17 protein-coding genes and 4 pseudogenes are annotated in these 26,151 nt (G+C 32.6%); 14 read left to right on the top strand and 7 right to left on the bottom strand.

What is annotated here, in order from left to right:
• Positions 1-29 precede the first annotated feature (29 nt).
• Positions 30-191, bottom strand: a complete 162-nt coding sequence (locus tag JFU18_RS03300) for a hypothetical protein (RefSeq protein ID WP_170972577.1) — start codon at positions 189-191, stop codon at positions 30-32.
• A 115-nt stretch (positions 192-306) separates the two neighbouring features.
• Entirely contained in the window at positions 307-765 is a 459-nt protein-coding gene (locus JFU18_RS03295; protein WP_085311163.1) for a DUF5065 family protein, read from the bottom strand.
• Positions 766-1,079: 314 nt separating this feature from the next.
• On the opposite strand from JFU18_RS03295, the gene JFU18_RS29735 reads away from it, so the two are divergent.
• From JFU18_RS29735 to JFU18_RS03275, 4 genes are all read left to right on the top strand, one after another.
• The gene (locus tag JFU18_RS29735; protein ID WP_242486443.1) at positions 1,080-1,811 is read left to right on the top strand and encodes a YncE family protein; all 732 of its coding nucleotides are present in this window, start codon (positions 1,080-1,082) and stop codon (positions 1,809-1,811) included.
• A gap of 567 nt (positions 1,812-2,378) precedes the next feature.
• Positions 2,379-4,352: a penicillin-binding transpeptidase domain-containing protein gene (locus JFU18_RS03285; RefSeq protein WP_201033291.1), complete on the top strand. Its 1,974-nt coding sequence runs from the start codon at positions 2,379-2,381 to the stop codon at positions 4,350-4,352.
• Between the two features lie 751 nt (positions 4,353-5,103).
• Complete coding sequence (locus JFU18_RS03280; protein ID WP_002127457.1) at positions 5,104-5,637, top strand: RNA polymerase sigma factor; 534 nt, start codon at positions 5,104-5,106, stop codon at positions 5,635-5,637.
• The gene (locus JFU18_RS03275) at positions 5,627-6,454 is read left to right on the top strand and encodes an SH3 domain-containing protein (protein WP_201033292.1); all 828 of its coding nucleotides are present in this window, start codon (positions 5,627-5,629) and stop codon (positions 6,452-6,454) included. Before JFU18_RS03280 ends, JFU18_RS03275 begins: the two co-directional genes overlap by 11 nt.
• Positions 6,455-6,465: 11 nt before the next feature.
• On the opposite strand, the gene JFU18_RS03270 is transcribed toward JFU18_RS03275, so the two are convergent.
• Positions 6,466-8,226: a peptidoglycan D,D-transpeptidase FtsI family protein gene (locus tag JFU18_RS03270; RefSeq protein WP_201050248.1), complete on the bottom strand. Its 1,761-nt coding sequence runs from the start codon at positions 8,224-8,226 to the stop codon at positions 6,466-6,468.
• Positions 8,227-8,633: 407 nt separating this feature from the next.
• Here JFU18_RS03270 and JFU18_RS03265 point away from each other — a divergent pair, with 407 nt between their 5' ends.
• The gene (locus tag JFU18_RS03265) at positions 8,634-10,769 is read left to right on the top strand and encodes a peptidoglycan D,D-transpeptidase FtsI family protein (RefSeq protein ID WP_201033293.1); all 2,136 of its coding nucleotides are present in this window, start codon (positions 8,634-8,636) and stop codon (positions 10,767-10,769) included.
• A 147-nt stretch (positions 10,770-10,916) separates the two neighbouring features.
• Here JFU18_RS03265 and JFU18_RS03260 read toward each other — a convergent pair whose 3' ends face one another.
• Together JFU18_RS03260 and JFU18_RS03255 are read right to left on the bottom strand one after the other, a co-directional pair.
• On the bottom strand, positions 10,917-11,714 hold the full coding sequence (locus tag JFU18_RS03260) for an IS3 family transposase (protein ID WP_201050247.1): 798 nt from the start codon (positions 11,712-11,714) through the stop codon (positions 10,917-10,919).
• 92 nt (positions 11,715-11,806) lie between these two features.
• On the bottom strand, positions 11,807-12,103 hold the full coding sequence (locus tag JFU18_RS03255) for a transposase (RefSeq protein WP_201031948.1): 297 nt from the start codon (positions 12,101-12,103) through the stop codon (positions 11,807-11,809).
• Between the two features lie 407 nt (positions 12,104-12,510).
• Here JFU18_RS03255 and bla point away from each other — a divergent pair, with 407 nt between their 5' ends.
• The gene (bla, locus tag JFU18_RS03250) at positions 12,511-13,437 is read left to right on the top strand and encodes a class A beta-lactamase Bla1 (protein WP_374101395.1); all 927 of its coding nucleotides are present in this window, start codon (positions 12,511-12,513) and stop codon (positions 13,435-13,437) included.
• Positions 13,438-13,444: 7 nt separating this feature from the next.
• On the opposite strand, the pseudogene JFU18_RS30460 reads toward bla, so the two are convergent.
• Positions 13,445-13,531, bottom strand: a pseudogene (locus JFU18_RS30460) (undecaprenyl-diphosphatase); the annotation flags it as partial.
• A gap of 607 nt (positions 13,532-14,138) precedes the next feature.
• Here JFU18_RS30460 and hblC point away from each other — a divergent pair.
• From hblC to JFU18_RS29730, 6 genes and pseudogenes are all read left to right on the top strand, one after another.
• Positions 14,139-15,458 (top strand): hemolysin BL lytic component L2, encoded by a 1,320-nt coding sequence (gene hblC, locus JFU18_RS03245; protein WP_201033294.1) that lies wholly within the window; start codon positions 14,139-14,141, stop codon positions 15,456-15,458.
• Positions 15,459-15,520: 62 nt separating this feature from the next.
• Positions 15,521-16,765, top strand: a complete 1,245-nt coding sequence (gene hblD, locus JFU18_RS03240; RefSeq protein WP_201034592.1) for a hemolysin BL lytic component L1 — start codon at positions 15,521-15,523, stop codon at positions 16,763-16,765.
• 31 nt (positions 16,766-16,796) lie between these two features.
• Entirely contained in the window at positions 16,797-17,930 is a 1,134-nt protein-coding gene (gene hblA, locus JFU18_RS03235) for a hemolysin BL binding component B (protein WP_016101979.1), read from the top strand.
• Between the two features lie 511 nt (positions 17,931-18,441).
• Complete coding sequence (locus tag JFU18_RS03230) at positions 18,442-21,051, top strand: putative mucin/carbohydrate-binding domain-containing protein (RefSeq protein ID WP_201050245.1); 2,610 nt, start codon at positions 18,442-18,444, stop codon at positions 21,049-21,051.
• 6 nt (positions 21,052-21,057) lie between these two features.
• Positions 21,058-21,461: pseudogene (locus tag JFU18_RS03225) on the top strand (fascin domain-containing protein); the annotation flags it as partial.
• 436 nt (positions 21,462-21,897) lie between these two features.
• Positions 21,898-22,150: pseudogene (locus tag JFU18_RS29730) on the top strand (hypothetical protein).
• 219 nt (positions 22,151-22,369) lie between these two features.
• Here JFU18_RS29730 and JFU18_RS03220 read toward each other — a convergent pair.
• Positions 22,370-23,659 (bottom strand): glycosyltransferase family 2 protein, encoded by a 1,290-nt coding sequence (locus JFU18_RS03220; protein ID WP_085311181.1) that lies wholly within the window; start codon positions 23,657-23,659, stop codon positions 22,370-22,372.
• A 269-nt stretch (positions 23,660-23,928) separates the two neighbouring features.
• Between JFU18_RS03220 and JFU18_RS03215 the strand changes: the two are divergent.
• Together JFU18_RS03215 and JFU18_RS03210 are read left to right on the top strand one after the other, a co-directional pair.
• Positions 23,929-24,695, top strand: a pseudogene (locus JFU18_RS03215) (glycosyltransferase family 2 protein).
• 4 nt (positions 24,696-24,699) lie between these two features.
• The gene (locus JFU18_RS03210; RefSeq protein WP_201034593.1) at positions 24,700-26,103 is read left to right on the top strand and encodes a CDP-glycerol glycerophosphotransferase family protein; all 1,404 of its coding nucleotides are present in this window, start codon (positions 24,700-24,702) and stop codon (positions 26,101-26,103) included.
• Positions 26,104-26,151 lie beyond the last annotated feature (48 nt).

Genomic DNA, 26,151 nt, shown 5'->3' with positions numbered 1-26,151 from the left:
TAAAATTAGTATATACTTTCATGCAAATCTTATTGTAATAGAAACTCAGACCGAATCATAACAGTTGTAAATGGATCCAATTCGATTTCGGCCATCCCAGTATCCGCATCATAACCAATGACACATCCTGTCATCCCTTTTAAAATACCAACATGGATTGTGGCATCCTCATTAACTGTTACAACTTTCATCACATTCAACTCCGTTTCTATAATAGGATTTGACTCCCCATGTATTCATTTGATTCGTCAGATAACAAAAACGCACCGTAACCCAGTGCGTTTCAGACAAATATACCTATATGTTTTACTTTGTAATTTGGAAGGAGCCGCCATAATAATATGAATTGTCTACCTTTAGTACTGCCACATATGTACCTGGTGTGTAAACCGTTGTAATTGGTGTTGTGAACCTAGAATAGTAGTGGTGCCCAGCCTCACCTGCAGAAATGGTTCTGTAGCGCTGCAATTCACCATCTCCGTTCAATCGATAAATCTTTACAACACCCACATCTTTTCCGCCTATATACACCGTCGTATCAAACGTACCACCTTGTTTTAACGTATCAGGGGCTAACTCTTGTAGATAGTCCGCATTGTGATGTAATAAGAAATACGTTTGCCATGGCCAATCATCCACAACAGCTGAAGCTTGCTTAATCGTATTTACTTCAGCGCGCGCTTTATCAGGTAGCGTACTGTCTAAAACGATAAGACCTGAAAAGGTTAAGGCGCCAATTAAAGCAAATGAACATAATTTTTTCATATTAAATTCCTCCCGTTTATCTGACATTGTCATAGTCCACTTACAGGTATTAGGTTGTCATCCATTAATTGGTTTATTATTCTAAAATCAATATATCATTTTCTTTTAATTTAATCAAATTAGAATTTTCGAACAAATTATGGGGGTAGATAGAATTCTACCTTTCTCCGTTTTTTCTATCATACAGAAGAAAGAACAGAGGCGATAAAGAAATTGCAGTTATCGATATTGATCAATTTAAAGTAATTGATATCATTGATATCTCGCCGGAATTTGCACCACATGGTTTAGTTTATAATGAAAAAAAAGACTTATTGTATGTAAGTGTTGAATCTGGTGAAGGAGGAATTTTAATTATTAATCCTAACACGAGAAAAGTGCTAGATAGAATCTCTACAGAAGCAACAGGTCCACATTGGTTTGTTACGAATACAGAGGGTACAAAAGGATATTCTTCTAATAAAGAGGCACCCTTTATATCGGTTTTAGATACACATGCTAAGGAGTTAATTGGAAAAGTATCTATGCCCTATGGTAGTGAAGAACTAGCTATTTCTCCTAAAGGTAATCGAGTTTACATCCCTTCATCATGTTTACTTGGAGACTACAAAGAGGAGCAACCTATACTTAGCATCATTAATACAGAAACCGATAAAATAATAAAGACAAAATCATTTTCAGATTTAATTACCCCGGTTCATGTAACGAATGATGGGAAAGTATTGGTAGGACATATGCGTTTTCAGAAAAAGGATGGAGAGAGAACAAGAAGTATGTTTTCTCCAGCACCAGGGTATGTTTCTGTTCTTGATGGAGAATCGTTAAATGTGTTAGGTACAATAGAAGTAGATTTACTCCCAATTACAATGCGTTCTTCTACAGACGGAACGGTTGGATATGTTTCTAACCTTAGATCAGGGACAATAAGTGTATTAGATTTAGTTAATTACAAGAATGTTCATACCATTGAAGTTGATCCAGGAGATCGAAATGTAGATCCTTCTGTAAATCAAGGAGCTCACGGTATAGCGTATATAGAAAGATAAAATAAAAAAACGCTATTCTTTTTGTAGAAATTTACAGAAAGGATGGCGTTTTTTATGTATCTATTAATTTCTGATGAATTCCAATTAGGTCTATGTTTTTGTCGGCTAGGAACGCGTGTTATTCATTTTTATATAAGGGTCACCATATATGTCCATCAACTTAAGAAAAACAAATCTAACTATTAACGGCTCGAAGTGATGAAAATGACAATTATACTCTAAGTAGTTTTTGTTATTTATTGATGTAGAATCCTTATTATAAGGATTCTATTTTTTATATCAAAAATCTATAAAGAAAACAGATAAGATCGGCGAAAAAGAACTAAAAGGTATTTTAAATGAATTTTTCAAACAATACTTAATGATAACGTTCGCTAAATATATTCGCTTCTTATGTTTGCAAGAAGCTTACAAACTTTCCTCTTCCAATGCAACTTAAGCGTAAATTAATTTTTTTGTAAATGTGGAACAATTTCATTACTTACACTGTCTATTAAGAGTTAAAACATTTTTTATTTAATAAATTAAGAAAGGAATAATCATTTTTAACTAAGGGAGAAGATTGAATTGAAAAAATTATGGATGCTGTTTTTCATTTGTTTTGCAGTTATGTTAGTAGGATGTAATAAAAACGAACCGCCAAAACAGGCATTTGAAGAATATATTAATTTATGGAATGATAAAAAATTTGCAAATATGTATGATCATTTATCAGAACATGCAAAAAAAACGATTTCTAAAAAGGAGTTCACAGAGAAATATCAAAAAATTTATGAGGGTATTGGAGTTAAGAATTTAAAAATTAAAACGAAAGGAGAGAATACTAAAGATAAAGAACTTTTTCTTTTTGAAGTTAATATGGATACGGATGGAGGAACAGTTTCATTCATCCATGAAGCAAAACTCGTGAAAGATAAAGATAAGGAATCTTGGAAAATAGATTGGACACCAGACTTCATTTTCCCAGGTATGAAAAAAGATTACAAAGTACGTATGCAAACAGAGCAAGGAAAACGCGGGGAAATATATGATCGAAATGGAAAAGGGCTTGCAACGAATGGAAAAGCGACTGAGGTTGGAATTATTCCAGAGAAACTAGGTGAAACGGCAGCGCAAACGAAAGAAATAGTAGCACAATTACTTGATATGTCTATAGAAGAGGTCGATCAGAAGCTCGCAGCAAAATGGATAAAACCAGATTCCTTTGTACCAATTGGTATTTTAAAAGAGGGAACCAGACAGAATGATTATATTGAATTAGAAGGAGTTTCATCTCGCCCAGTAAATATTCGTACGTATCCATTAGGAGAAGCAGCGGCACACTTAACAGGATATATAGGAAAGGTGAATGCAGAGGAGTTAAAATCGCTTCAAAAAAAAGGTTATCAAGCAGATGATTTAGTGGGTAAGACAGGTTTAGAGAAAGTATTAGAGAATAAATTGCGTGGTGAAAAGGGTGGACGCGTATTTATGGAAGATGAGAACGGGAAAGAGATTAAAAACGTAACAAAACAAGAAGCAAAAGAAGGGAAAAATGTTACGTTAACAATTGATGCTGCAATTCAAGAAAAAATCTTTAATGAGATGAAAAATGAAGCAGGATCTAGTGCAGCGATCAATCCTAAAACGGGTGAAACAATTGCACTTGTAAGTAGCCCTGCTTATAATCCAAATACGATAGTTAGAGGAGCATCAAAAGCTCAACGGGAAGCATGGAATAACGACTCGAAACTGCCAATGACGAATCGTTTCACACAAGCATTTGTACCAGGTTCTGTATTTAAAACGATTACAGGTGCAATTGGTTTGGAAACGAAAACAATAAATCCTAAAGAAGAATTTAAAATTCAAGGATTAAAATGGACAAAAGATTCATCGTGGGGAAATTATTATGTAACACGTGTGAAGGAAGCTAGTCCAATTGATTTTGATAAGGCAATGAAGTACTCTGATAATATTTATTTTGCTCAACAAGCTTTGAAAATGGGGAAAGATCAGTATGTAAATGAATTTAAGAAATACGGATTTCATGAAAAACTACCAATGGAATACGAATTTCCTATTTCAACAATTGCAAAAGATGGGATAAAAAACGATATTCAACTAGCAGATACGGGATATGGACAAGGACAAGTATTAATGACACCACTTCATTTAGCATTAACATATGCACCGATTGTGAATGAAGGGAATATTCCATCGCCTCATCTTTTAAAAGAAGCCAAAGTCGCGGGGAATTGGAAAGAAAATGTGGTTTCTAAAAAGAATCAAGAGATATTAAAAAGTGCATTAATAAAAGTCATTAATGACCCTGATGGCGCGGGGAGAATTGCTAAAGTTGATGGTGTAACTCTCGCTGGTAAGACAGGTACAGCAGAACTGAAAGAATCGAAAGAAGCAGAGGGTAAAGAACTTGGATGGTTTGCAGCTTTCGATGCAAGCGCGCCAAACATGATTGTTACCATGATGATTGAAGATGTAAAAGGAAGAGGCGGGAGCAACGTTCCAGGTGAAAAAATAAAACATGTTTTTCAGAAATAACACTAAATTATAAGGTGAAATTTTTTACTAAATTTATTATAGGTATGCTTAACTCAATGGTATGAATTGGGCAAAACAAAGAACAATTAAGTTTCAGCAAAAGCATTCTCCCTAATTGAGAATGCTTTTTCTATGTTATTGTGGCTCTAGAAAGTTGATATCGCATCATTTTCATTATTTGCAAGTACGGGCTGATTGGTAGTTTGTCCTAAATACTGATTTGAAACCAGAGGGTTCAGTCGGAAGTGCAATTCCGATTGGGACAGGTACTAATACAGTCTGGTGATAAAAAATTTGTTCATTTTTATTTTCATATCTGAAATCTTGGTGTTGCTAATAGTAAATATAACAGAAGAGCAAATTGAAATAGACAAATGAGGGTGATTTTAAACTTTAACAAAACAGTTATTTAGTAAAAAATAAATAGAGCACACAAATAAGTATGCTCTTAGAAAAAATAGGTGATACAAATCGAGTGTTGCGTGAAATTTAAGAAATCATAATCAGATTTTTATGAGTAAATTTTTAACATTGTATGCATTACTTGTTTTTTTGAGCCTGTCATAAAAAAGACTGTATAGGTGATTATCTAATGAAATGTATTGCACACCTTTACATTATACAGGAGGATTCTTCTATCAAAAAAAGATAAACAATGGAACAAATGAAACTTGTATCATGTCTATATATTGAAACCATATTAAAAGTGAGGGCAGCTTTATGTTTATTCAAATAAGTTTGAGGTGTGGAAATGGAACAGAAGTTTATTGAAAAATGTAATCATGATGAGCTTGACTATGTTATAAAAGACTATTGGCAAGATGTATGGAATTATTCATTTATTATTACGAAAGATCCACACTTATCAGATGACATCACACAAGATGTATTTATTAAGGTTTTTAAACATTGGAATTCGTTTCGAAAGGAGTCATCTATTAAAACGTGGATATTAAAAATTACAAGAAATACGGCAATAAACTATTTGAAATCCTCTTATTTTAAAAGGATATCTTTAGTGGGATTTTTTAGTGACGATAAGCAATCTCCATCGGCAGAACAAGAATTTTTTAATCAAGAGGAAATGAATGATGTGTGGGATGTTGTATTAAAACTACCTAAAAAACACCGCGAAATACTAATATTGGACGCGAAATATGAATTATCTTATGAAGAAATGGCTGAAACATTAGGTGTATCCATTGGAACAGTCAAATCTAGGTTAAGCAGAGCAAGAAGTAAAGTTTCAAAATTAATAGGGGAGGGTAGAAGTGATGAACAGTAAAAAAAATCCTGACTGGTATAGCAAATTAAAAAATGGACCAATGGAGCGTCGTAAAGATGAAGAAGCATTTATTTATAAAATAAAGCAATCGATATACCAAAATAGTGAAGTAGATTCTGTAACATACAAGAGACCATTTCGTAAAAAAGCATTGCCTATTGTAGTTGTTTTGGTCTGTACAATGTTATTTTTTATTGTTCAACAACCTTGGCTTGATGATAATAAATCACCGGTACAAAGTAGTACTCAAATTAAGCCGAAAACAAAAGATGAGTCTGCTCAAGATCCATCATTAAAACAATTTATGAATGATTTATATCGAAGTACAAATTTAAAAAATGAAAATGACCTGTATAGAGCGTTAAATGATGAAGTTCTATTTAAAGGGAAAAGTTATCAGAAGGATGAATTGAAGTTTGATGAGGATATTTTTCATGAGTTGCAAGTCGCTCTTACAATGGGGGGAGAATTTGCAAATGATACAAAGAAAGCATACAAAGTACCAAGTGGATTGACAGAAAGTAACCAACCAAAGCAATCGCATTTTATATATGCAACTGTTACTGGAAATAAAACGAAAATTTTAGCTGAACCAAAACGAGAATCACAAGTTTTATATGAAGTATCTAATGAAATGGTAAAAGCTTTGATTCCAGAAAAAGCGCAGAATGATGGATATATAAAAATATCGACAATAAACGGTTATACTGGATATGTACAAAAAGAGTATGTTTTAACTGATATTAAATATTCTTTCATATTTGAAAAGAATGATGAAGGTATATGGGAAATAACGAATATAGATTCTATATGGTAAAAGAGGAAGGTTCACTTTAATGAACCTTCCTCTTTATCTTTATCCTCTTTTTGAAGTGAATTCCAGCACTCTAAAATTTCTGATGTAACGAGAGCAGCAATATTTTTTTCTGAATTACTACCAGGAATAACGACAGAAATAGCAATTTTTGGATCTTCGGTAGGAGCATATGCAATGAAAAGAGAATGATTTATCATTCTTTCTTGCTCGTTCGGAGAGCCAGTTATCCCTGTTTTACCCGCGACATGAAAGGGCAAGTTTTTAATCTCCTCTATATTTTGACTCATCCCACCTTGCACGACACTCCAAAATTTCATAGGATAACGATTTGAACTTTCTAAGAGTGGTTTAAACTTTTTTGTTTCCTTATCGTCTTGACCAATAATAGCACTTACGATTTGAGGTTTATATTTATCACCTTTACTTGCCAAAGTTGCTGCATATTGAGCAAGTTGTAGAGGGGTGTGTACTTCATTTCCTCCCCAAGATGCATTTAATAAAGCAGAGATTCCATTTTCAAACTTATTAGATGGATGAAATTCATATTCTCCGTCTTCTTCAAAGGGTAAATCAATACCAGTTTTAGAGCGGAGGCCAAATTGCTTTAAATAATCTGTCCATATATTTGCTACTTTTTCTATATTCCCATTATTTCGGTTGAATAAGGGGAGAGCTACTTTTGCCGTCATAAATGTATTTGATGAATTAATGATAGCTTGACTCGGTGTAATTTCACCTGTTGGTGTTCCAGGAGCATTAGTGATGTTATTTTGATTATCATACTGAAAACTACCATTATCCAAATATGTATCCTCAGGTTGAAAAAGCTTTTCGTTTAATCCGATTAAAATAGTAAGTGGCTTTATAGTAGAGGCCATATTTACATAAGATTCACCATACTTTAATTTTTGAATTGCTTTATTTTGCGAAAGGGATTTAATGTTTTCTTTTTTAGATGATACATGTGTATTTAATATATTTGGATCAAAAACTGCCGAATTGGCCATAGTTAATATTGCGCCAGTTTTTACATCGGTTACTACTGCATAACCAGCATTAGCATCAGGTACTTTCTTAATTTGAGATCTTAGTGCTTCCTCTGTTTTTTGCTGCAATTTAGAGTCTAAAGCTAGCCGGACATCTTTTCCTTTTTGTACTTTTTGAATGTTCCATAAGAACTTTTTATTATTCATTTTAAAAATCAGAGTTTTTCCGGGTTTTCCTTTTAAATCATTTTCATATTGAAACTCAATCCCACTTTTACCAACAGGTATATTTTTAGAATTAAGGTCATTTTCTACATACCCAATTAATTGTGAAGCAATTTCGTGTTTAGGATAATATCGAATCAATTCATCTTTAATTATTACATTATTGGGTTTGTTCTTGTTTATGAATGTAAGTTCACGCTCATTTATGTCAGAGTATAACGCTATATCATTCATAGTCTGCTTTTTACAAGATTGTTGTAATTGTGATTTTATGTCCTCTGCAGAAATGTCATGTTGAAACTCGTTTGAAAATTGATTGAAAAAAGCTAATGTGTTTGATGTATCTCGATTCGATAGCTTTTCATCATTAGAAGTGCAATATAGAGACTTAACTTTCTTATTTGTAGCTAGTATTACACCATTTTGATCAAAAATTTTTCCTCTTTCAGCTGAAGAAGTTGCGATAGTAATTGAAATGAAGTTGATTTTTACTAAAATTAGTAAAATCAAACCTACAATAGAAAGAACCGCAAAAAATCTCCATCTTTTCGTATGTAACATATAACCCTCCCTTATGTAGCCTATTCCATCTTATAGTTAATTATTTTTTTGTAAATGTGGAACAACTTTATGATTTAGATTGTCTATTAAGTATTACAGCATGAAGAAAGGAACAATCAGTATGAAAAAAGTACATGTTAATAGCAAGTCTATGTGTAAGTTTAATATGAGTCATTATACAGTTTAGCATTTCTAATGCAGGCGACAAAAAAATAGAGAAAAAACAGGAAGGGAGATTTATCAATTACGCGGCTAAACCAAAAGGAATGGATGCTTACAAGGATTTAACAAAAAAGATAAGACACTATTATAACTGAATAGTGGTTTCTAATATATAGGGAACGCTTTTAGTATATTTATTTACTAAGTATTAGTGAGGATTTCCTGAAGAATTATATGGAGGATTTATGAAAGAACAAAAAGTAAAGAAACAGAAGACATATATATCTATTCGATTGAATATAATGTTCCTTTGCATATTTGTACTATTCTCAGCTATTATTATGCAGCTAGGAAAAGTACAAATCGTTGAGGGAGAGGCTTATAAGAACCAAGTGGAAAACAGTCAAAATGAAACAACTAGTATACCAGTTCCACGTGGACAGATTCTAGATCGAGAAGGGAAAACGGTCGTTAATAATAAATCTCTTCGCGCAATTACGTATACAAGGGTGAAGGGGATTACGAGTGAAGATGTTTTAAAAACAGCAAAAGACTTGGCGAAGGTACTTGAAATGCCTGAGCAAGATATAAATAAATTAACCGATATCGATAAAAAAGATTTCTGGATGCAATTGAATACGAAACGTGCGGAATCAAAGATTACTAAAAACGACATAGGAAAGTTTAAAGAAAAGGGAATAGAGGGAAAAGAACTAGACAAAAAAATTCAAGACTTAAGACGAAGTCGCGTTACAGAAGTAGAATTGGCAGAATTAACAGCACAAGATTTAAAGGTGTTAGCTATTAAAAGTAAAATGAGTTCAGGTTATCAACTGACACCACAAATTATAAAAAAAGATGTGACAGATCAAGAATATGCGCGGATAAGTGAAAACCTTGCGGAGTTTCCAGGAGTAGATACAACAGTTGATTGGGAACGTAATTATGTAAATGGTAATTTATTTCGTTCCGTGTTAGGTAATATTACAAGTAGTGAAGAAGGATTACCGAAAGAAAACTTAGATTCTTATTTGGTACGTGGATATAACCGTAATGATCGTGTAGGAAAAAGTTATATTGAACAACGATATGAAGATGTATTACACGGCACAAAAGAAGAAGTGAAAAACATTACTGATAAATCAGGAAACATTATAAACACAGAAATAATCTCTAAAGGAAAAAGTGGTAGTAGCTTAACATTAACGATTGATATGGAATTACAAAAGAAAGTGGAAGAAAGTATAGAGAAAAATTTGAGAGCTTTTAAGAGTTCAGAGCCATTGTTGGACCGAGCGTTTGTCGTCATGACAAATCCGAATAACGGACAGATTTTATCTATGGCAGGCAAAAAGATTGTAGAAAAAGAAGGGAAAATAGAGATTGAGGATTTGGCATTAGGTAACATGACAACTTCGTATGAGCTAGGATCAGCTGTAAAAGGCGCAACGTTATTAACTGGATATGAGACAGGGGCAATACAGCCAGGAGATCAATTTTATGATGCACCGATGAAATTTAAAGGTACACAAGCCAAGAAATCATGGAATGTATCCGGATTTGGTAATGTTAATGATTTACGAGCTTTACAAGTATCTTCGAATGTATACATGTTCCAGACAGCTTTAAAAATTGCGGGAGTTAATTACGTACCGAATGGTTCATTGGATATTAAACAAGAAGCATTTGATAAAATGCGTTATTATTTTAAACAATTTGGTTTAGGGGTACCAACAGGTATTGATTTACCGAATGAAATAATTGGGCAAACGAGAAAAGTAGATAGTCAACCTGGGTTTTTACTAGATTTTTCTATCGGTCAGTATGATACGTATACGCCATTGCAATTGGCACAATATATTTCAACTATTGCAAATGGTGGATATAGAATGCAACCCCAAATTGTACAAGAAATACGAGAGCAATCAATAAAAGAAGAAGAGGTCGGTAAAGTTATACGCTCTATAGAGCCTGTCGTATTAAATCGAGTTGATATGAAGAAAGAACATATTGATCGGATAAAAGAAGGCTTTAGATGGGTATTCCAAGAAGGTGATGGAACTGGCGTGAAGTATTTCAAAAATGCGCCATATAAACCAGCAGGAAAGACAGGGACAGCTCAAACTGTATATGGTGGAGATGATCCAATTGGTAGAAATGCAAAAGGAGAACGTATGGAATGTTACAACTTAACATTAGTTGGATATGCTCCATATGATAATCCAGAAGTAGCATTTTCTGTAGTAGTCCCATGGCTTCATGATGATAAAAATGGAATTAATTCTATAATTGGAAAGGAAATTTTAGATGTATACTTTGATTTAAAAAAGCAACGTATACATGGTGAAGCTGCTAGTACAGATAGTTCGAATCAAAATTAGTAAAATTTGTGCACTTTTCTCAGGGGAAGAGACCCTGTTTATATAAAAGCCTTTATAAGTTAAAGAAAAAGGAAGATTTGAAATAAGAGATAGCGGCTATCATAGTGCAGTGACCCCTGTCAAGTAGACAGTATTAAAAAAGCGCAACTAAGCAACCTGAGTTCTATATTTATATGGACTCAGGTTATTTAATTTCTTTTGAAATCTTTGATGATTATAAAAGTACATATATTTACGCACGGCAAGTTTGACCTCATTCGCTTTATGGAAGGAGTGTAAATGAAAACACTCTGCCTTAAAGTGACTGAAGAAGTTTTCCATACAAGCATTATCCCAACAGTTGCCTCTTCGAGACATACTTGTCTTCATCTGATATTTTTTAAGTAATTGATTATATTGACGAGATGTATACTGGGACCCTTGATCACTATGTAAGAGGATTCCCTTCACATTTCGTTTTTTCTTTGCCTTTTTAAGTGTATCTAACACAAGTTTTAAGTCGTTTCTACGACTGGTTTCATAGGCAACAATTTCATTATTGTATAAATCCTTAATAGCGGATAAGTACAAGCGCTGTCCATTGAAAATCAAATAGGTAATATCGGTTACCCATTTCTCATTCGGTTTTGAAGCTTGAAACTCCCTATTTAGATGGTTCTCTGAAATCACATAAGCTTCTTTTTTTCCGTAATAAGGTCGTTTTTTCCTAATTACGGCTTTGATACCTAGTTCACTCATCAATCTTTGGATGCGTTTATGATTCAAATGAAGGTTATATGTGGCTTTCAGCCACACTTGTATTCTTCTATATCCATAAATTCCTCTTAATTTTTTATGACACTTCAATATCTTTTTCTTAATTTCGATATCCTCTGATTGTTTTTTTGAAGGCGTCGTATGCCGTTTTATCCATTTGTAGTACCCACTTCTGGTTACACCAAGCAATATCGCATAGAATGGTCACTGTATAACCTGTTTTTGTCATTTCATGGATGACTTCGAATTTTTTATTTTGGATACGACTTTCATTCCTCCTTTTACATCCCTAAGAGCTTTTTTAACATTTCATTTTCCGCTTCTAATCGTCTGATCTTAGCTTCAGGATCTTCGGGTCTAACCCTTGGTCTACCTAAACCTGGTCCTTTCGCTTTACCGCGTTTTTCTTCTAGTCCTTTGATTCCTTCAGCTTCAAAGTGTTTCACCCAACGACTTACAACCGAGTGATGAATACCTAATTCTTTCGCAATGGTTTTATAGCTCATGCCTTCTATTAAGTATAAATCTATAGCTTGTTTCTTAAATTCTACATCGTAAGTGACTCTAATTTTTCCCATGAAAAAATCCCCTCCATAGTAAACAGGTTAATGTGCTTTCTTTTTCCTGTCTACTATAAGGGGATCATATCATAGTTGCTATCTCTTACTTTTGTTAATATCTTGGCTACTAGTTAAAAAGGTTTTAAATTTATCCCGCTATTTGCCGGGGAGTAAAACTCCCACCTCAAAATTCAGCTGGAGCAAAGAAGTTAGGCGGGAGTCGGGCTGCCCGTAAAAGCCCGATTGGTGAGGGCTAATAATCAGTGGGGGATGAACAAAACCCCCACTGATTAAAGTTTCACTTTATGGAACAAACTTGTTTTTTAGATGGTCTATTATGTGTACGTATAAAAACAGGTTTTCAACTAGGATACAGTGTATTGAATTTACTACTTGGTTTCAGTATTGAAAATTTGAAAGGAATGATGATTTTGAAAAACAAGAGGATGTTAAAAATAGGAATATGCATTGGTATATTAGGTTTAAGTCTTACAAGCCTAGAAGCTTTTACAGGAGGGGCATTGCAAGTTGAAGCGAAAGAAAAGACCGGACCAGTTAACCATAAAAATCATGCGACGTATAAAGAATTCTCTCAACTTGAGAAAAAATTTGATGCTCGATTAGGTGTGTATGCTATTGATACTGGTACAAATCGAACAATTGCTTATCGACCTAACGAAAGATTTGCCTTTGCATCAACCTACAAGGCATTAGCGGCAGGGGTATTGCTACAGCAAAACTCAATTGATAAATTAAATGAAGTTATCACTTATACGAAAGACGACTTGGTGGAATATTCACCCGTTACAGAGAAACATGTAGATACCGGAATGACATTAGGACAAATTGCTGAGGCCGCTGTTCGTTCCAGTGATAATACTGCAGGGAACATTCTATTTAATAAAATAGGCGGACCTAAAGGATATGAAAAAGCGCTTAGACAGATGGGTGATCGGGTTACTATGGCTGATCGCTTTGAGCCAGAGTTAAACGAAGCTACTCCAGGAGACATTCGTGACACTAGTACAGCGAAAGCCATTGCTACCAATCTTAAGGCTTTTACGGTCGGAAATGCACTTCCAGCTGATAAACGTAACATTCTTACAGAGTGGATGAAAGGAAATGCTACAGGAGACAAACTTATTCGTGCAGGCGTACCAACTGACTGGATAGTTGGAGATAAATCAGGAGCTGGAAGTTATGGGACACGCAATGATATTGCTATCGTTTGGCCGCCAAATAGAGCACCCATTATCATCGCAATTTTATCTAGTAAAGATGAAAAAGAGGCTGCCTATGATAATCAACTAATCGCAGAGGCAACTGAAGTGATAGTTAAGGCTCTTAAATGATAATTTCTCAATTCTTTATGTAATGTAATTGAAAATAGGAACCTAGAAAGCGATTCTTTTTACTGTGAAAAGAATCGCTTTTTTGTATTCCTATAATGAGTAGTAAGTATATAAGCGAAAATTATTATTTCATGGACAATTTATCCCCTAAAGTGCATGAGGGAAATTTTCTCCTGTGGTGTTCGTAGCAATATGATTATTATGTATACGATAATAATATTTTGGAGTAGTTAAGCTAGATACTCCTATATGGATATGTAATTTTACATATCCATATAAAAGACACATATGTGTTAATCACTATTAAATTATATTGAAATCATTTTTAAGTAAGGGATTCATATAGATTTAAGGGAATCAAAGAATTTTTATGTTTAATTATCATAGTATAATTATTTCACTTTATGAAATGAAATTTGTATTTAACTTTTTTAAATATAATATTTTTAAATTCGAATAATAAATATCTGAAAAATTAAATTTAATCAATGTGATTTTCAGGTTTACTTATGAAAAACATAGTGTTTAAAATGAGGGGGAAGTAAGGTCCTTATATTCTATCAAAAATAAATAAAAAACGAGATACGATTACTCTATCGAAAAAATTTCTATCCTCAAGTGTGTGTGATGAAATCCTAACGTTAGGTTGTACAAAATTTACGATTAAAACTGTAAAAAACAATAGTGAAGAGGTGTACGGAATGAAGAATAAAATTATGACAGGATTTTTAATAACATCAATCGTTACTGGAGCGACTATTCCTATCAATACTCTCGCAATGCCAATCGTTCAGGCAGAAACGAAACAAGATAATATAGATATTTCCTCAGCATTACGAAAAATAGGTGCACACTCCAAATTAACACAAACCTTTATAGATGGAGCCTTAGCAAGTCCGAATATGCAACTTGAAGAAGTTCCATCTTTAAATACAACTCAATTTCTAATTAAACAAGATATGAAAGAGTGGTCATCAGAACTATATCCAAAATTAATTCTACTAAATTCAAAAAGTAAAGGATTTGCAACCAAATTTAATAGCTATTATCCAACATTAAAAGGATTTGTAGATAATAAGGAAGATAAAGAAGGGTTTATAGATAGACTGGAAGTTCTTCAAGATATGACTATAACAAACAAAGAAAACGTGCAACGTCAGATTAATGAGTTAACAGATCTTAAACTACAGGTAGATAAGAAACTGAAAAATCTTGATACAGATGTGGTAAAAGCACAGAGTGTACTTAGTTCAGAGGGAACAGGAAAAATAGACAAGTTAAAAAATGAAATGCTAAATACAAAAAAATCAATTCAAAATGATTTAGAGCAAATAGCATTATTACCAGGAGCTTTAAATGAACAAGGGCTAAAGGTATTCCAAGAAATTTATAGCCTATCAAAAGATATCATTGAACCGGCTGCTCAAACAGCGGTAGTAGCGTATAACAAAGGAAAAGAAATAAACAATGCTATTGTAGAAGCAGAGAAGAAAGCAGAGCAAGAAGCAACAGAAAAGGGAAAATCAGCTATAGAAATTGAAGTTGCCAAAAAAGAAGCACGTGAAACGATAGAGAAAAGTAAAAAAGGTGAAATTGCTGCAGCTGCAGTTACGAAAACGAAAGAGTATGATCTTATGAAAGTAATTGATCCTGAAAAAATTAAAAAAACATATAGTACCTTTGCCGAAATTAATAAATTAACAGCAGAGCAAAGAGCATATTTAAATGATTTAGAGAAACAAAATCAGACATTATATGACTTAACAACTAAATTAACAGTAGCAGATTTACAAAAATCAATGATTCTTTTCATGCAAAATGATTTGCATACATTTGCTAATCAAGTAGATGGAGAAATTGAGCTAATGAAACGTTATAAAGAGGATTTGAATCTAATAAATAATAGTATTACAAAATTATTGACTGAAGTTGATACTAGTAACACTCAGTCTCAAAAAGATACATTAAGACGACTAAAAAATGTAACAAATCAACTCGAAGAACAAGTTTATAAATTTTAATATTAAGAATTTAGGTTTAATAAAAAGATAATAACTCAATTGAAAATAAGGAGGAGAATCAAATAATGAAATTTCCATTTAAGGTCATAACTTTGGCCACTTTAGCAACGGTTATAACTGCTACGAATGGTAGTACTATTCACGCACTTGCACAAGAACAGACAGCACAAGAACAGACAGCACAAGAACAGAAAATAGAAAATTATGCGTTAGGACCTGAAGGGTTAAAGAAAGTGTTGGCTGAAACAGGCTCTCATATTCTTGTAATGGATTTGTACGCAAAAACAATGATTAAGCAACCGAATGTAAATTTATCCAACATTGATTTAGGTTCAGGAGGGGGAGAATTAATCAAAAACATTCACCTGAATCAGGAACTGTCACGAATCAATGCAAATTACTGGCTAGATACAGCGAAGCCAAACATTCAAAAGACAGCACGTAATATTGTAAATTATGATGAACAATTTCAAAATTATTACGACACACTAGTAGATACTGTAAAAAAGAAAGATAAGGCGGGCCTCAAAGAAGGAATAGGGGATTTAATCGGTACAATTCATACAAATTCAAATGAAGTTACGGAAGTTATTAAGATGTTAGAAGCTTTCAAAACAAGGTTGTATACAAATACTGTAGATTTTAAGAATAATGTTGGAGGTCCAGATGGACAAGGAGGATTAACGGCTATATTAGCGGGAAAACAAGCACTAGTCCCACAACTTCAGGCCGAAATTGAGAATTTACGTTCTACGCAGAAAGCACATTTTGATAATGTATTAGCTTGGTCAATTGGTGGTGGATTAGGAGCAGCTATTTTAGTTATTGGAACGATTGCAGGAGCGGTAGTAATTGTTGTGACCGGTGGCACAGCGACACCAGCTGTTGTTGGTGGTCTAACAGCTCTAGGGGCAGCTGGTATCGGTTTAGGAACAGCAGCTGGTGTTGCGGCATCTAATCATATGAACTCCTATAACGAAATTTCTAATAAAATCGGAGAATTAAGTATGAAAGCCGATCTTGCTAACCAAGCAGTTATTTCACTTACTAATACAAAAGACACGTTGACATATTTGTATCAGACAGTGGATCAAGCAATCATGTCTCTAACGAATATTCAGCAACAATGGAATACGATGGGAGCGAATTATAAAGATCTATATGATAATATCGACCAAATACAAGAACATAAACTTTCTTTAATACCTGATGATTTAAAGGCTGCAAAACAAAGTTGGAATGATATTCATAAGGATGCAGAATTCATTTCAAAAGACATTGCTTTTAAACAAGAAAAAACAAATTAAAAATCAATATATATGTATAGGAGGAATTAAAATGAATAAAAACTTTCCTTATAAACTACTTGCTGTATCGACGTTTTTAACTCTGACAACAACTACTGTAGTTTCTCCAGTGGCAGCCTTCGCAAGTGAAAGTAAAATGGAACAAACTAGTACCGAAGATATATCTCTTTCTGTAAACAGCGAAAAGATGAAAAAAGCTTTGCAAGATGCTGGGGTATTTGCAAAATCCATGAATGATTACTCTTATTTGTTAATTAAAAACCCAGATGTTAACTTTGAAGGAATTGACATTAAAGGATATACAAATCTACCTAGTCAAATTCTACAAGATCAAAAGAATGCAAGAGAGCATGCTACGAAATGGGATTCACACATAAAAAAACAACTTTTAGATACACTGACGGGGATTGTAGAGTATGATACTAAATTCGACAATTATTATGACACATTAGTAGAAGCGATTAATGAAGGGGATGCAGACACATTAAAAGAAGGCATTACAGATTTACAAGGTGAGATTAAACAAAATCAAGCATATACACAGAATTTAATACAAGAACTAGCTAAGTTAAGAGATAGTATTGGAGAAGATGTCCGGGCATTTGGAGGTCATAAAGATATTTTACATTCGATTCTGAAAAACCAAGCATCTGGAATTGATGAAGATGAAAAGCGCCTAAATGAAGTTTTAGAGCAAGTAAGACATTTTAAACAAGTAGAATCAGATGGAATAATAACTGTATCAATTCCCTCAATTCCTACGTGGATTGCTGGTGGTGTAATGATAGGGGTAGCAAGAAATAATTTAGGTACGTTAGAGCCGTTGTTAGCACAATTACGTCAGACTATAGATTATAAAGTAACATTAAATCGTGTAGTTGGTGTTGCGTATAATAATATTAATGAAATGCACAATGCGATTGGATCGGCTATTAATGCACTTACCTATATGTCTGCACAATGGCATGATTTAGATTCTCAATATTCGGGAGTGCTTAGTCATATTGATAAAGCATCCCAAAAAGCGGATCAAAATAAATTCAAATTCCTAAAACCTAATTTGAATGCAGCGAAAGATAGTTGGAAAACATTGAGAGCGGATGCGTTTACATTAAAAGAAGGGATAAAAACATTAAAAATGGATCCTGTTTCTTCAAAAAAATAGCGGAATACGGTATTTGTTGCAAGGGCATTTATACAGTTATAAAATGATTTTTTGTTCTTTATAAATTGAAAAGACGGAGGTATAATCAGGCCTCTGTCTTTTATTTTATTGAAATATTTTTATAATTCCATCCTATATGTAGAAAGTAGTTATACAAGTTTGAATTTTTTAGGTGAATGATTTTTATGAATTTTTCCGTAAAACCTAATCTATGATTAGTGAGCTTTATATTCTTATTTTCCTAATTGAATACTTTTATACAATTAGATGGAAGTTAATAATACTAAATCAAAACATAATAGGTTGTTATTGATGAGTTTATCGCAAAGTTGTTATTTTATGTGTCATCAAATAACATTTATAAACAATTAGACATAAAGAAAAGGAGACTATTATGAGAAAAAATAGAGTATTAGATACAACATAAATAGCGTAAAAAATTTTTGGTGTAAAAACGTAATAAATAAAATAATAATCCTTACATGTACTAAGGGAAAATGAGGGAGATAATATGGGGAATAACTCAAAATATAAAACTAGAAAAATACTTGCAGCTACTGCTACAGTAACTATGCTTGCGACTGGAATGATTTCTTCACCGGATGTCTTTGCAGAGGAAATGCAGCAGCAAAAAAAATTATCAACATCACTGCAAGAAGAAAAGTCAGTTAAATTAGAAAATAGAACATATACAGTCCCAGGAAAAGGGGATGTTGAGGTACTAAAACAACAGGAAAGAAAAAGTATGGCATTTAGTCCATATGAACCCACTGGTTTATATGCAAAGCCAAATGAACAAATAACGATTAATGTAGAAGGAAATCAAAATATTCAAGCATACATTGGAACGTATTCGTATGATGCTTCTTGGAGAGAAGATTCTAAAATAAAATCATTTACATTAAAACCTGGTATAAACACAATTCAATCTCCAAATGGGGGGATGATTTATTTTTATAATAAACAACAAGGTGGTACCATTCGAACAACAGTCACAACAGGTGGAACGACTACTCCTTTTTTTGAACTAGGAAAGCATACGAAACAAGATTTAATAAACATGTTGGACCAATATCCCAATGCACATGCAGTGGAGTTAAAAGGAGAACGTGTATTAATTACGGCCAGCCCTGCACGTGTTAAGAAATATTTGTTAGGTTCTAATACAGATCCTGTACAACTCTTAAAAAAGATGGATGAAGCTACTCGAATTCAAGACAAAGTAGCTGGTTTATCCGAGGAACAAGTAGATAAACATTATATTCATTACGTAGAAGAAAATCATTCTCCCGATTATTATATGTATGCAACTTCTTATCGAACCGCATATGTAGGAGATGCAATCCAATACGTGTTAGATATTAATAAATTTATAAAAGATGGCTGGGGTCCTTGGCATGAGGCAGGGCATTTGAGACAGCAATCACCTTGGAAGTTTTATAATATGACAGAAGTACAAAATAATATTTACAGCCTTTCTGTAGAAAAAGCATTTACATCTAATCAATCTTTTAGATTGCAACAGGAGGGCGCTTATACTAAGGCATTTCAATACTTAGAACAACCTAATAAAAATTATGACGAAGTTAGTGATGTTTTTGTTAAGCTTGTTATGCTTTGGCAACTACAGTTAGCATATGGAGAGGACTTCTATCCTAAATTGCATCAATTGTATAGAGACATGTCTTCAAGTGAACTTCCACAAACTGATGAAAATAAAAAACAATTATTTATGATTTCGGCATCAAAAGTAGCCAAACAAAATTTGATACCTTTCTTTGAGAAGTGGGGATTGCGTCCGAATAACGATACCATTCAAAAAGTGGCTACATTAGGATATCCAATTTTAACAGCAGAGATTTGGAAGGGTACGGATTCTAATCCAATTAAACCAGATGTGCCTAATGAAAATAATATTTTAGAAGGAAGCCAATTTGCATGGTCACTAAAAGGAATTAGTGATTTCGAATTTGCTAAAATCAATTTCAATAAGTCGACAGAAGAAATGAAAATTGACTTAAAAGCAGGCATACCACATCATTATTTTAATGAAACGTATGCGAGTATTAAAGTACAAAATGCATCAGGAAAAGTAGTATACAATAAAGACATTTATGGAAACAAGCAACAAAATGCTGAATCGCAAAAAGTTCCAGTTAAAGTAGGGGATTATATTGAGTTAACACATCTAGAAGGTGTGCATAGAGCTACTTTCACAAATGTAGATAACAGTAAACAAGAAAGCTTTGGAAAAAAAGCAATGTACGAAGTTACAAAAGAAGGTCTGAAGAAAGTAGAAAAAATGCCAGAAGCAACAATTTTAGACGGAAATCAATTTGGCTGGTCACTAAAAGGAATTAGTGATTTCGAGTTTGCTAAAATCAATTTCAATAAGTCGGCAGAAGAAATGCAAGTGGACTTAAAAGCAGGTGTACCGCATCATTATTTTAATGAAACATATGCGAGTATTAAAGTACAAAATGCATCAGGAAAAGTAGTATACAATAAAGACATCTATGGAAACAAACAACAAAATGCTGAATCGCAAAAAGTTCCAGTTAAAGTAGGGGATTATATTGAGTTAACACATTTAGAAGGTGTGCATAGAGCTACTTTCACAAATGTAGATAATAGTAAACAAGAAAGCTTTGGAAAAAAAGCAATGTACGAAGTTACAAAAGAAGGTCTGAAGAAAGTTGAAAAAATGCCAGAAACAACGGTTTTAGACGGAAATCAATTCGGTTGGTCTTTAAAAGGATATAGTGATAGAGAAATCGCAAAAGTAGATTATAATAGGGCAACTGAGAAAATGCAGGTGAATTTAGAAGCTGGTGTACCACATTCTTACTTTAATAATACGTATGCAAGTATTAAAGTACAGAATTCATCCGGTAGTGTTGTGTACAATAAGGAAATAGTGGGAAATAGACAACAAATTGCTGGAAGCCAAACCGTGCCCGTAAAAGTGGGAGATTACATTGAGTTTACCCATATAGAAGGGGAAGCGGTAAAGGAAAAGACACGCGCTACACTTATTAACCTTGAGAATAATAAACAAGAATATATAGGTAAAAAAAGAACCTATCGCGTTACTTCTACGGGATTAAACAAAATAGATTAACATGAAGAACATTCAAATGCGGGTGCACTACAAGGTGTGAATTTATTTAATGGAAGTTGGACAGTTGCTATACAGGCAGCAAATTTACAATATGTTTCTGCTGAGCCATCGGGAAATGTGATAGCTAATCGTAATGCAGTTAATGAATGGGAGAAATTCGAATTAATTCCGACTGGGGAATTATATACGTACGCTTTAAAAGAAAAAAGTAATGGGAAATACGTTTCGTTTGAACCAAATGGTAGAGTAGTAGCAGATCGTACATCAATTGGGGCATGGGAAAAGTTTATTTTATATAATGGTGGAGACAATAGGATATATGTATTACAAGCACTGAGTAATGGTAGATTCATATCAGCTAATGGTGGTAGAGAATTAACAGCTAATAGTTATATGTAGCTGGAAGCTGAGAAAGATTTGTTATTGTATACCTTTAAATTTTGAAGTGTTATATATCTAAGTGATAATGGTATGTTTAGTTGGTATGAATTCCCATAAAAATAAAGTGGTAAGTACTTAATATAAGTGTATATTAACGTGCAAACAGGGCTGCAAGTAATTGGTAGTCCTTTTTGTATGTGGAATAAGGACTTGCTGAGGATGTAATGAGAAGAAAAAGAACCCTATAGGGTTCTTTTTCAAGGCATATTAACAGTAAGGAGAATCATGAAATGCTACTTCAAATCTTTATTAGGGGAAAGATTTTGAAAAAGCTTAACATACAGCTATTTTTACATAAATGTAATATATAGTAAATTGATAATGTTTATACTTACTATTACTAATATTCAATTAATATAGTTTACACTATTGGTATAGTGTAAATGAACGTTTAATGCAGTATATATTCAAAAATATGAGTAAATGATAAATTGTCTTACAAATATCTTATTTTTTAATAATTATATCTATAACGTTTATCAAGATGAAAATTAACAAATGGATGGCTTTAGGATTTACGTTGGTTGTAATAGAAAAAGGTATTAAGGCAGGATATGACTTCTACACACATGATTACTATGGTGTCAGTTGGAGTTTAGCTATCATTGTCTATTGCATATACGAGATGAAAAATTATCATATTGAAACAAATAAATAGCCGCAAAAAATAAGGTGTTAGTAGGCGAAATGCTTATTAAAATATACAATAAAGAATGGGAAAAAGTATATTAGTTTTAGAAATTTGAGTTGAAAAGCGGCTAACAAAAGCTAAGAGTGATTAGAACATTCATAGATGTAATAAAAAGAGGTTAACCCAAGTAGCTATTCAGCTATATTTTGGGCAACCTTCTTTTTATATTTATTTGTAAAATCCCTGTCACTCTTCTCGGTATTCTTCAGCTAAGTGAGAGGGATATGATGAAATAGGAGGGCCAATCTTAAAGTGGGCTAAATTGGTCTTTGAAATTGCTATACAGTTCTTTAATAAATAAAGTTTTTGTAATATGTCTTTATCTATTGGATGAAGCATGTGATTTGTCATAATGAAATAATTGTGATGATAAATAAATACTTTTCCTTCAGGGAGGATCGTTTGATTGGATAAATTCGGATGAATAGGTGGTCCATCTGAAAATTGATCTAAACTATTTTGTGAAACTTTAATAATTTCTTGAGCTGTAAATTTAAATTTGCGAAATGCTATCGTGTTAATGAAAAGACGTTTTTGATTATTTTCTATATAAAACAACTCTTTTTTTTCGTTTTGTACAACCCGTAAATTTGGAATTGATTCTGCAAGGGTTATGGGGGGACCTTCTGTATATTTGTAGATGAATGGATCGGGGATTAAGACAATTTCATTTTGATTATATTTGAAGTAGGAAAGCATGTCTTTTGAAATGAGCCTACGTTTAAAATTATCAATTAAAAATACTTCACCTTGTGAATTACTAAACAAAATACCATTTAAATCCTTTGAAGGGAGGTTAGCATATAGGTTTTGGAAAGAAAATGGTGTTTTAAAAGTAATATCGAGCACTTTGCTAATAGGATAAAAAGGTTGGAATGTATTTAGGCGTTTCCAAAACATTGCATCTCCAACAAACCAATATATAGGATTTGTATCCCAATATTCGCAATATTTTTCATAAACCTTTAATAATATTCTTCTAGTATGCATAACTGAACAGTGATCTACAACATTTGCAGCTGTATATAAAATTTTTGAAGCTTCTCTCACAAATTCATGTATAGGTTGTAGGTTATAATCAACATATTTTACGTATTGAGAAGAGTACACTACATCTATTTCAGGATGTTTTTCTAAGAAAGATAACATTTCAGCTAATCTATTTGGAAGATACATAGTATCATCCGTTAAATAACAAATATAATCCCCATGGGTTAATGGAAGTGCCTCATTGATAAGTGTTGCATATCTTGTAGTTTTATATCTCTCATTATCTTGTATAATACTATTTTTATAATTAATTCGAGGATCATCTAAATAATTTTTTATAATATTTATAGTTTCCGGACAGGAGTTATCATCCATAATAAAAAGTTCCCATTCTTTATAAGTTTGCATTAGGACACTTTCAATAACTTGATTGATTAATGATGGTTTATTATAGCTAGTAAGGATAATTGATATTAGGGGTTGCAAAGTCTTCACCTCTTTTGAGAATATTGAATGTGGTTTTTCTAGTGAAATCTAATAATTAAACCTGTATTGATACTTTCTTATTTATACTTGAATAGTTTATTACTTTGTAATAGATATGGTATGGATTATAGTGGAGTGGAAAAATATATGCTGCTATAAATTTTAATAGATATATAAATCTTTTTAAAAATTATCGGAACGGATTGTCCTTCTTGTTTATATAATAACGTAACTGTTTTTGTATTTGTTGATAAGGAGGAGAGGGAGATTTGCCTAAAATTTCAGTTATAATGACAAGTTACAATAAGCCTACGTTTGTTGCAAAATCGATATTAAGTGTATTAAACCAAACTTTTCAAGATTTTGAACTTTTTATAATGGACGATGATTCTAATGAAATGACCCAGAAGGTAATTCAACCATTTATAAATAAGGAAAATGTACATTTTTATAAAAGTAATGTGGCCCATATTTCTGAACGGACAAAAAAGTCAGATATGCTGCTTTAATTAATGAGGCACTTAAGTATGCGAAAGGGGAATATATAACTTATATTACAGATGATAATCAATATGAAAAAGAACGACTCGAAAAGATGTCTAGTTATCTTGATAAGAAAAAAGATGTTCAAATTATTTACTCTGCATCAAAAACGATTCATATAGATGAATCAGATTTGCCAATAAAAACGGTGGAAAGGCCTGCTAAAAAAATTACTAATAATGCCCCATGTACAATTGATCATTGTTCTATTATGCATAGAGCCTCTGTTTTACCAATTCTTGAAAAAAGGTGGAATTCTTACTGGGATGAAGATCCTCAGTTTTATCGGATAGGAGATGCACGCTTTTTTTGGAGATTAAATCACTATTGGGATTTTTATCCTTTAGATGAAATTTTAGATATCAATTATATAACTCCTCATTCAATACATGCGCAGTTATTTGCTGAAGAAAAAAATGAATTTGTACAATTATTACCGCCACAAAGAACATGTAAAGAATTAAGAGAAGACTTAAGAAAAAAAAGAGGGTGAAAAATTGAGTGAAATTTATTTGAAAAATTACTGGTTATTAAATCTAGAGTATATAAATATTTTTTCCGAGTTAAAGCATTATAACATTCCTTTACCATTACTAAGTAATTTTTATCAATATTTAGATGCAGATGTTAAAAATAAAATGAAAGAAAATAATTTTTATAAGCAACTGTCAATTGAGCCCATAGAGGAAACACAGTTACAGTTAGAGTTTGAAAAAAGAATGTCTTCATTTCAAGCAAAAATAAAAAGAAAAAATCGAAATGGAGCAATCCTTCTAAATTCAGATTATCTCCGTTTTTCAGTAAGTAACTTTATCCACTTTAATCCAAATCAAACAAAGATATTAACAAGATCAAAAAAGACAGAACTTTATGGTCTTCCTACAATTTGTGCACCAGATTATATAAATAAAGCCTCTAATACCGCACATGTTTTCATAGAAAAAGCTAAAGAAATCTTTTTAAAGTTTAATAAGCACCCACTATTTTCAAACATGTTTTTTCAAAAAAAATTACTAAGTGACCTTCCTATCATGATTGAGAAACTTAATATGGCCTATTTCATTTTTAAAGAACAAGATATTTCTAGTGTGATTGTTGGTACTACGGAAGATGTAACAAGTAGAGCTCTTACTTTTCTTTCTAGAAGTGAGGGGATACCAAGTTATTGTCTTCAGCATGGTGCAATAATGGGAGAAGAAGCATATTTTCCAGTTTTCGCTACGAAACAGGTCGTATATGGGAAATATGAAGAAGATTGGTACCTTCAAAAAGGGAGTAGTGAATCTCAAATAGAGATTGTGGGGCACCCCAGATTTGATGACATCTTCAATAGGACATATATGGATAAGAAAGAGCTTTTTAAAACATTAAAAATAGATCCCACTACAAAAGTAATTTTTATTGCAACCCAGCCATTTAAAACTTCATTTTATATTGAACTGACAGAAAAGTTAGTGAAGGACAAAAATATTACGGTTATTATAAAGCCTCATCCTTGGGAAAAAGGGCGTAACCTAGTGGGAGAATATATTAGGTTAAGTAACTTATATCCTAATGTTAAATATATAACAAATGAAGTGAACATGTATGATGTTATTTTACATGCAAATCTTGTGGTTATCTCGAATTCAACGGTAGGGTTAGAGGCAATGTTATTAGATATACCTGTAGTTGTTTATAAATCGCTATTAGAAGATAGAGATTATAAATATTACGATACACTAGATTGGCTTGTAAATCACTCTATTGAAGATATGCTTAGCACGGTTAAAAAGGTCCTAAATGATTCTTCACAATCAAATCTAGCGAAAGAATTAAGAAGAAAATTTATTAATGAAAACTATCCGCAAGAAGCATGCACTAAAAAATTGATAAATTTAATTCAAAGTGAAAAAGATTGAGCTCATCATCCCTTATTTATTTTTGAAGTAAGGGATTCCTAAAACAAC

This window comes from Bacillus sp. TH22 (assembly GCF_016651015.1).
In the GTDB taxonomy this organism is placed as follows: Bacteria; Bacillota; Bacilli; order Bacillales; family Bacillaceae_G; genus Bacillus_A; species Bacillus_A mycoides.
The sequence above is the reverse complement of the archived record's forward strand: the minus strand, read 5'-3'. Positions and strand labels throughout refer to the sequence as shown.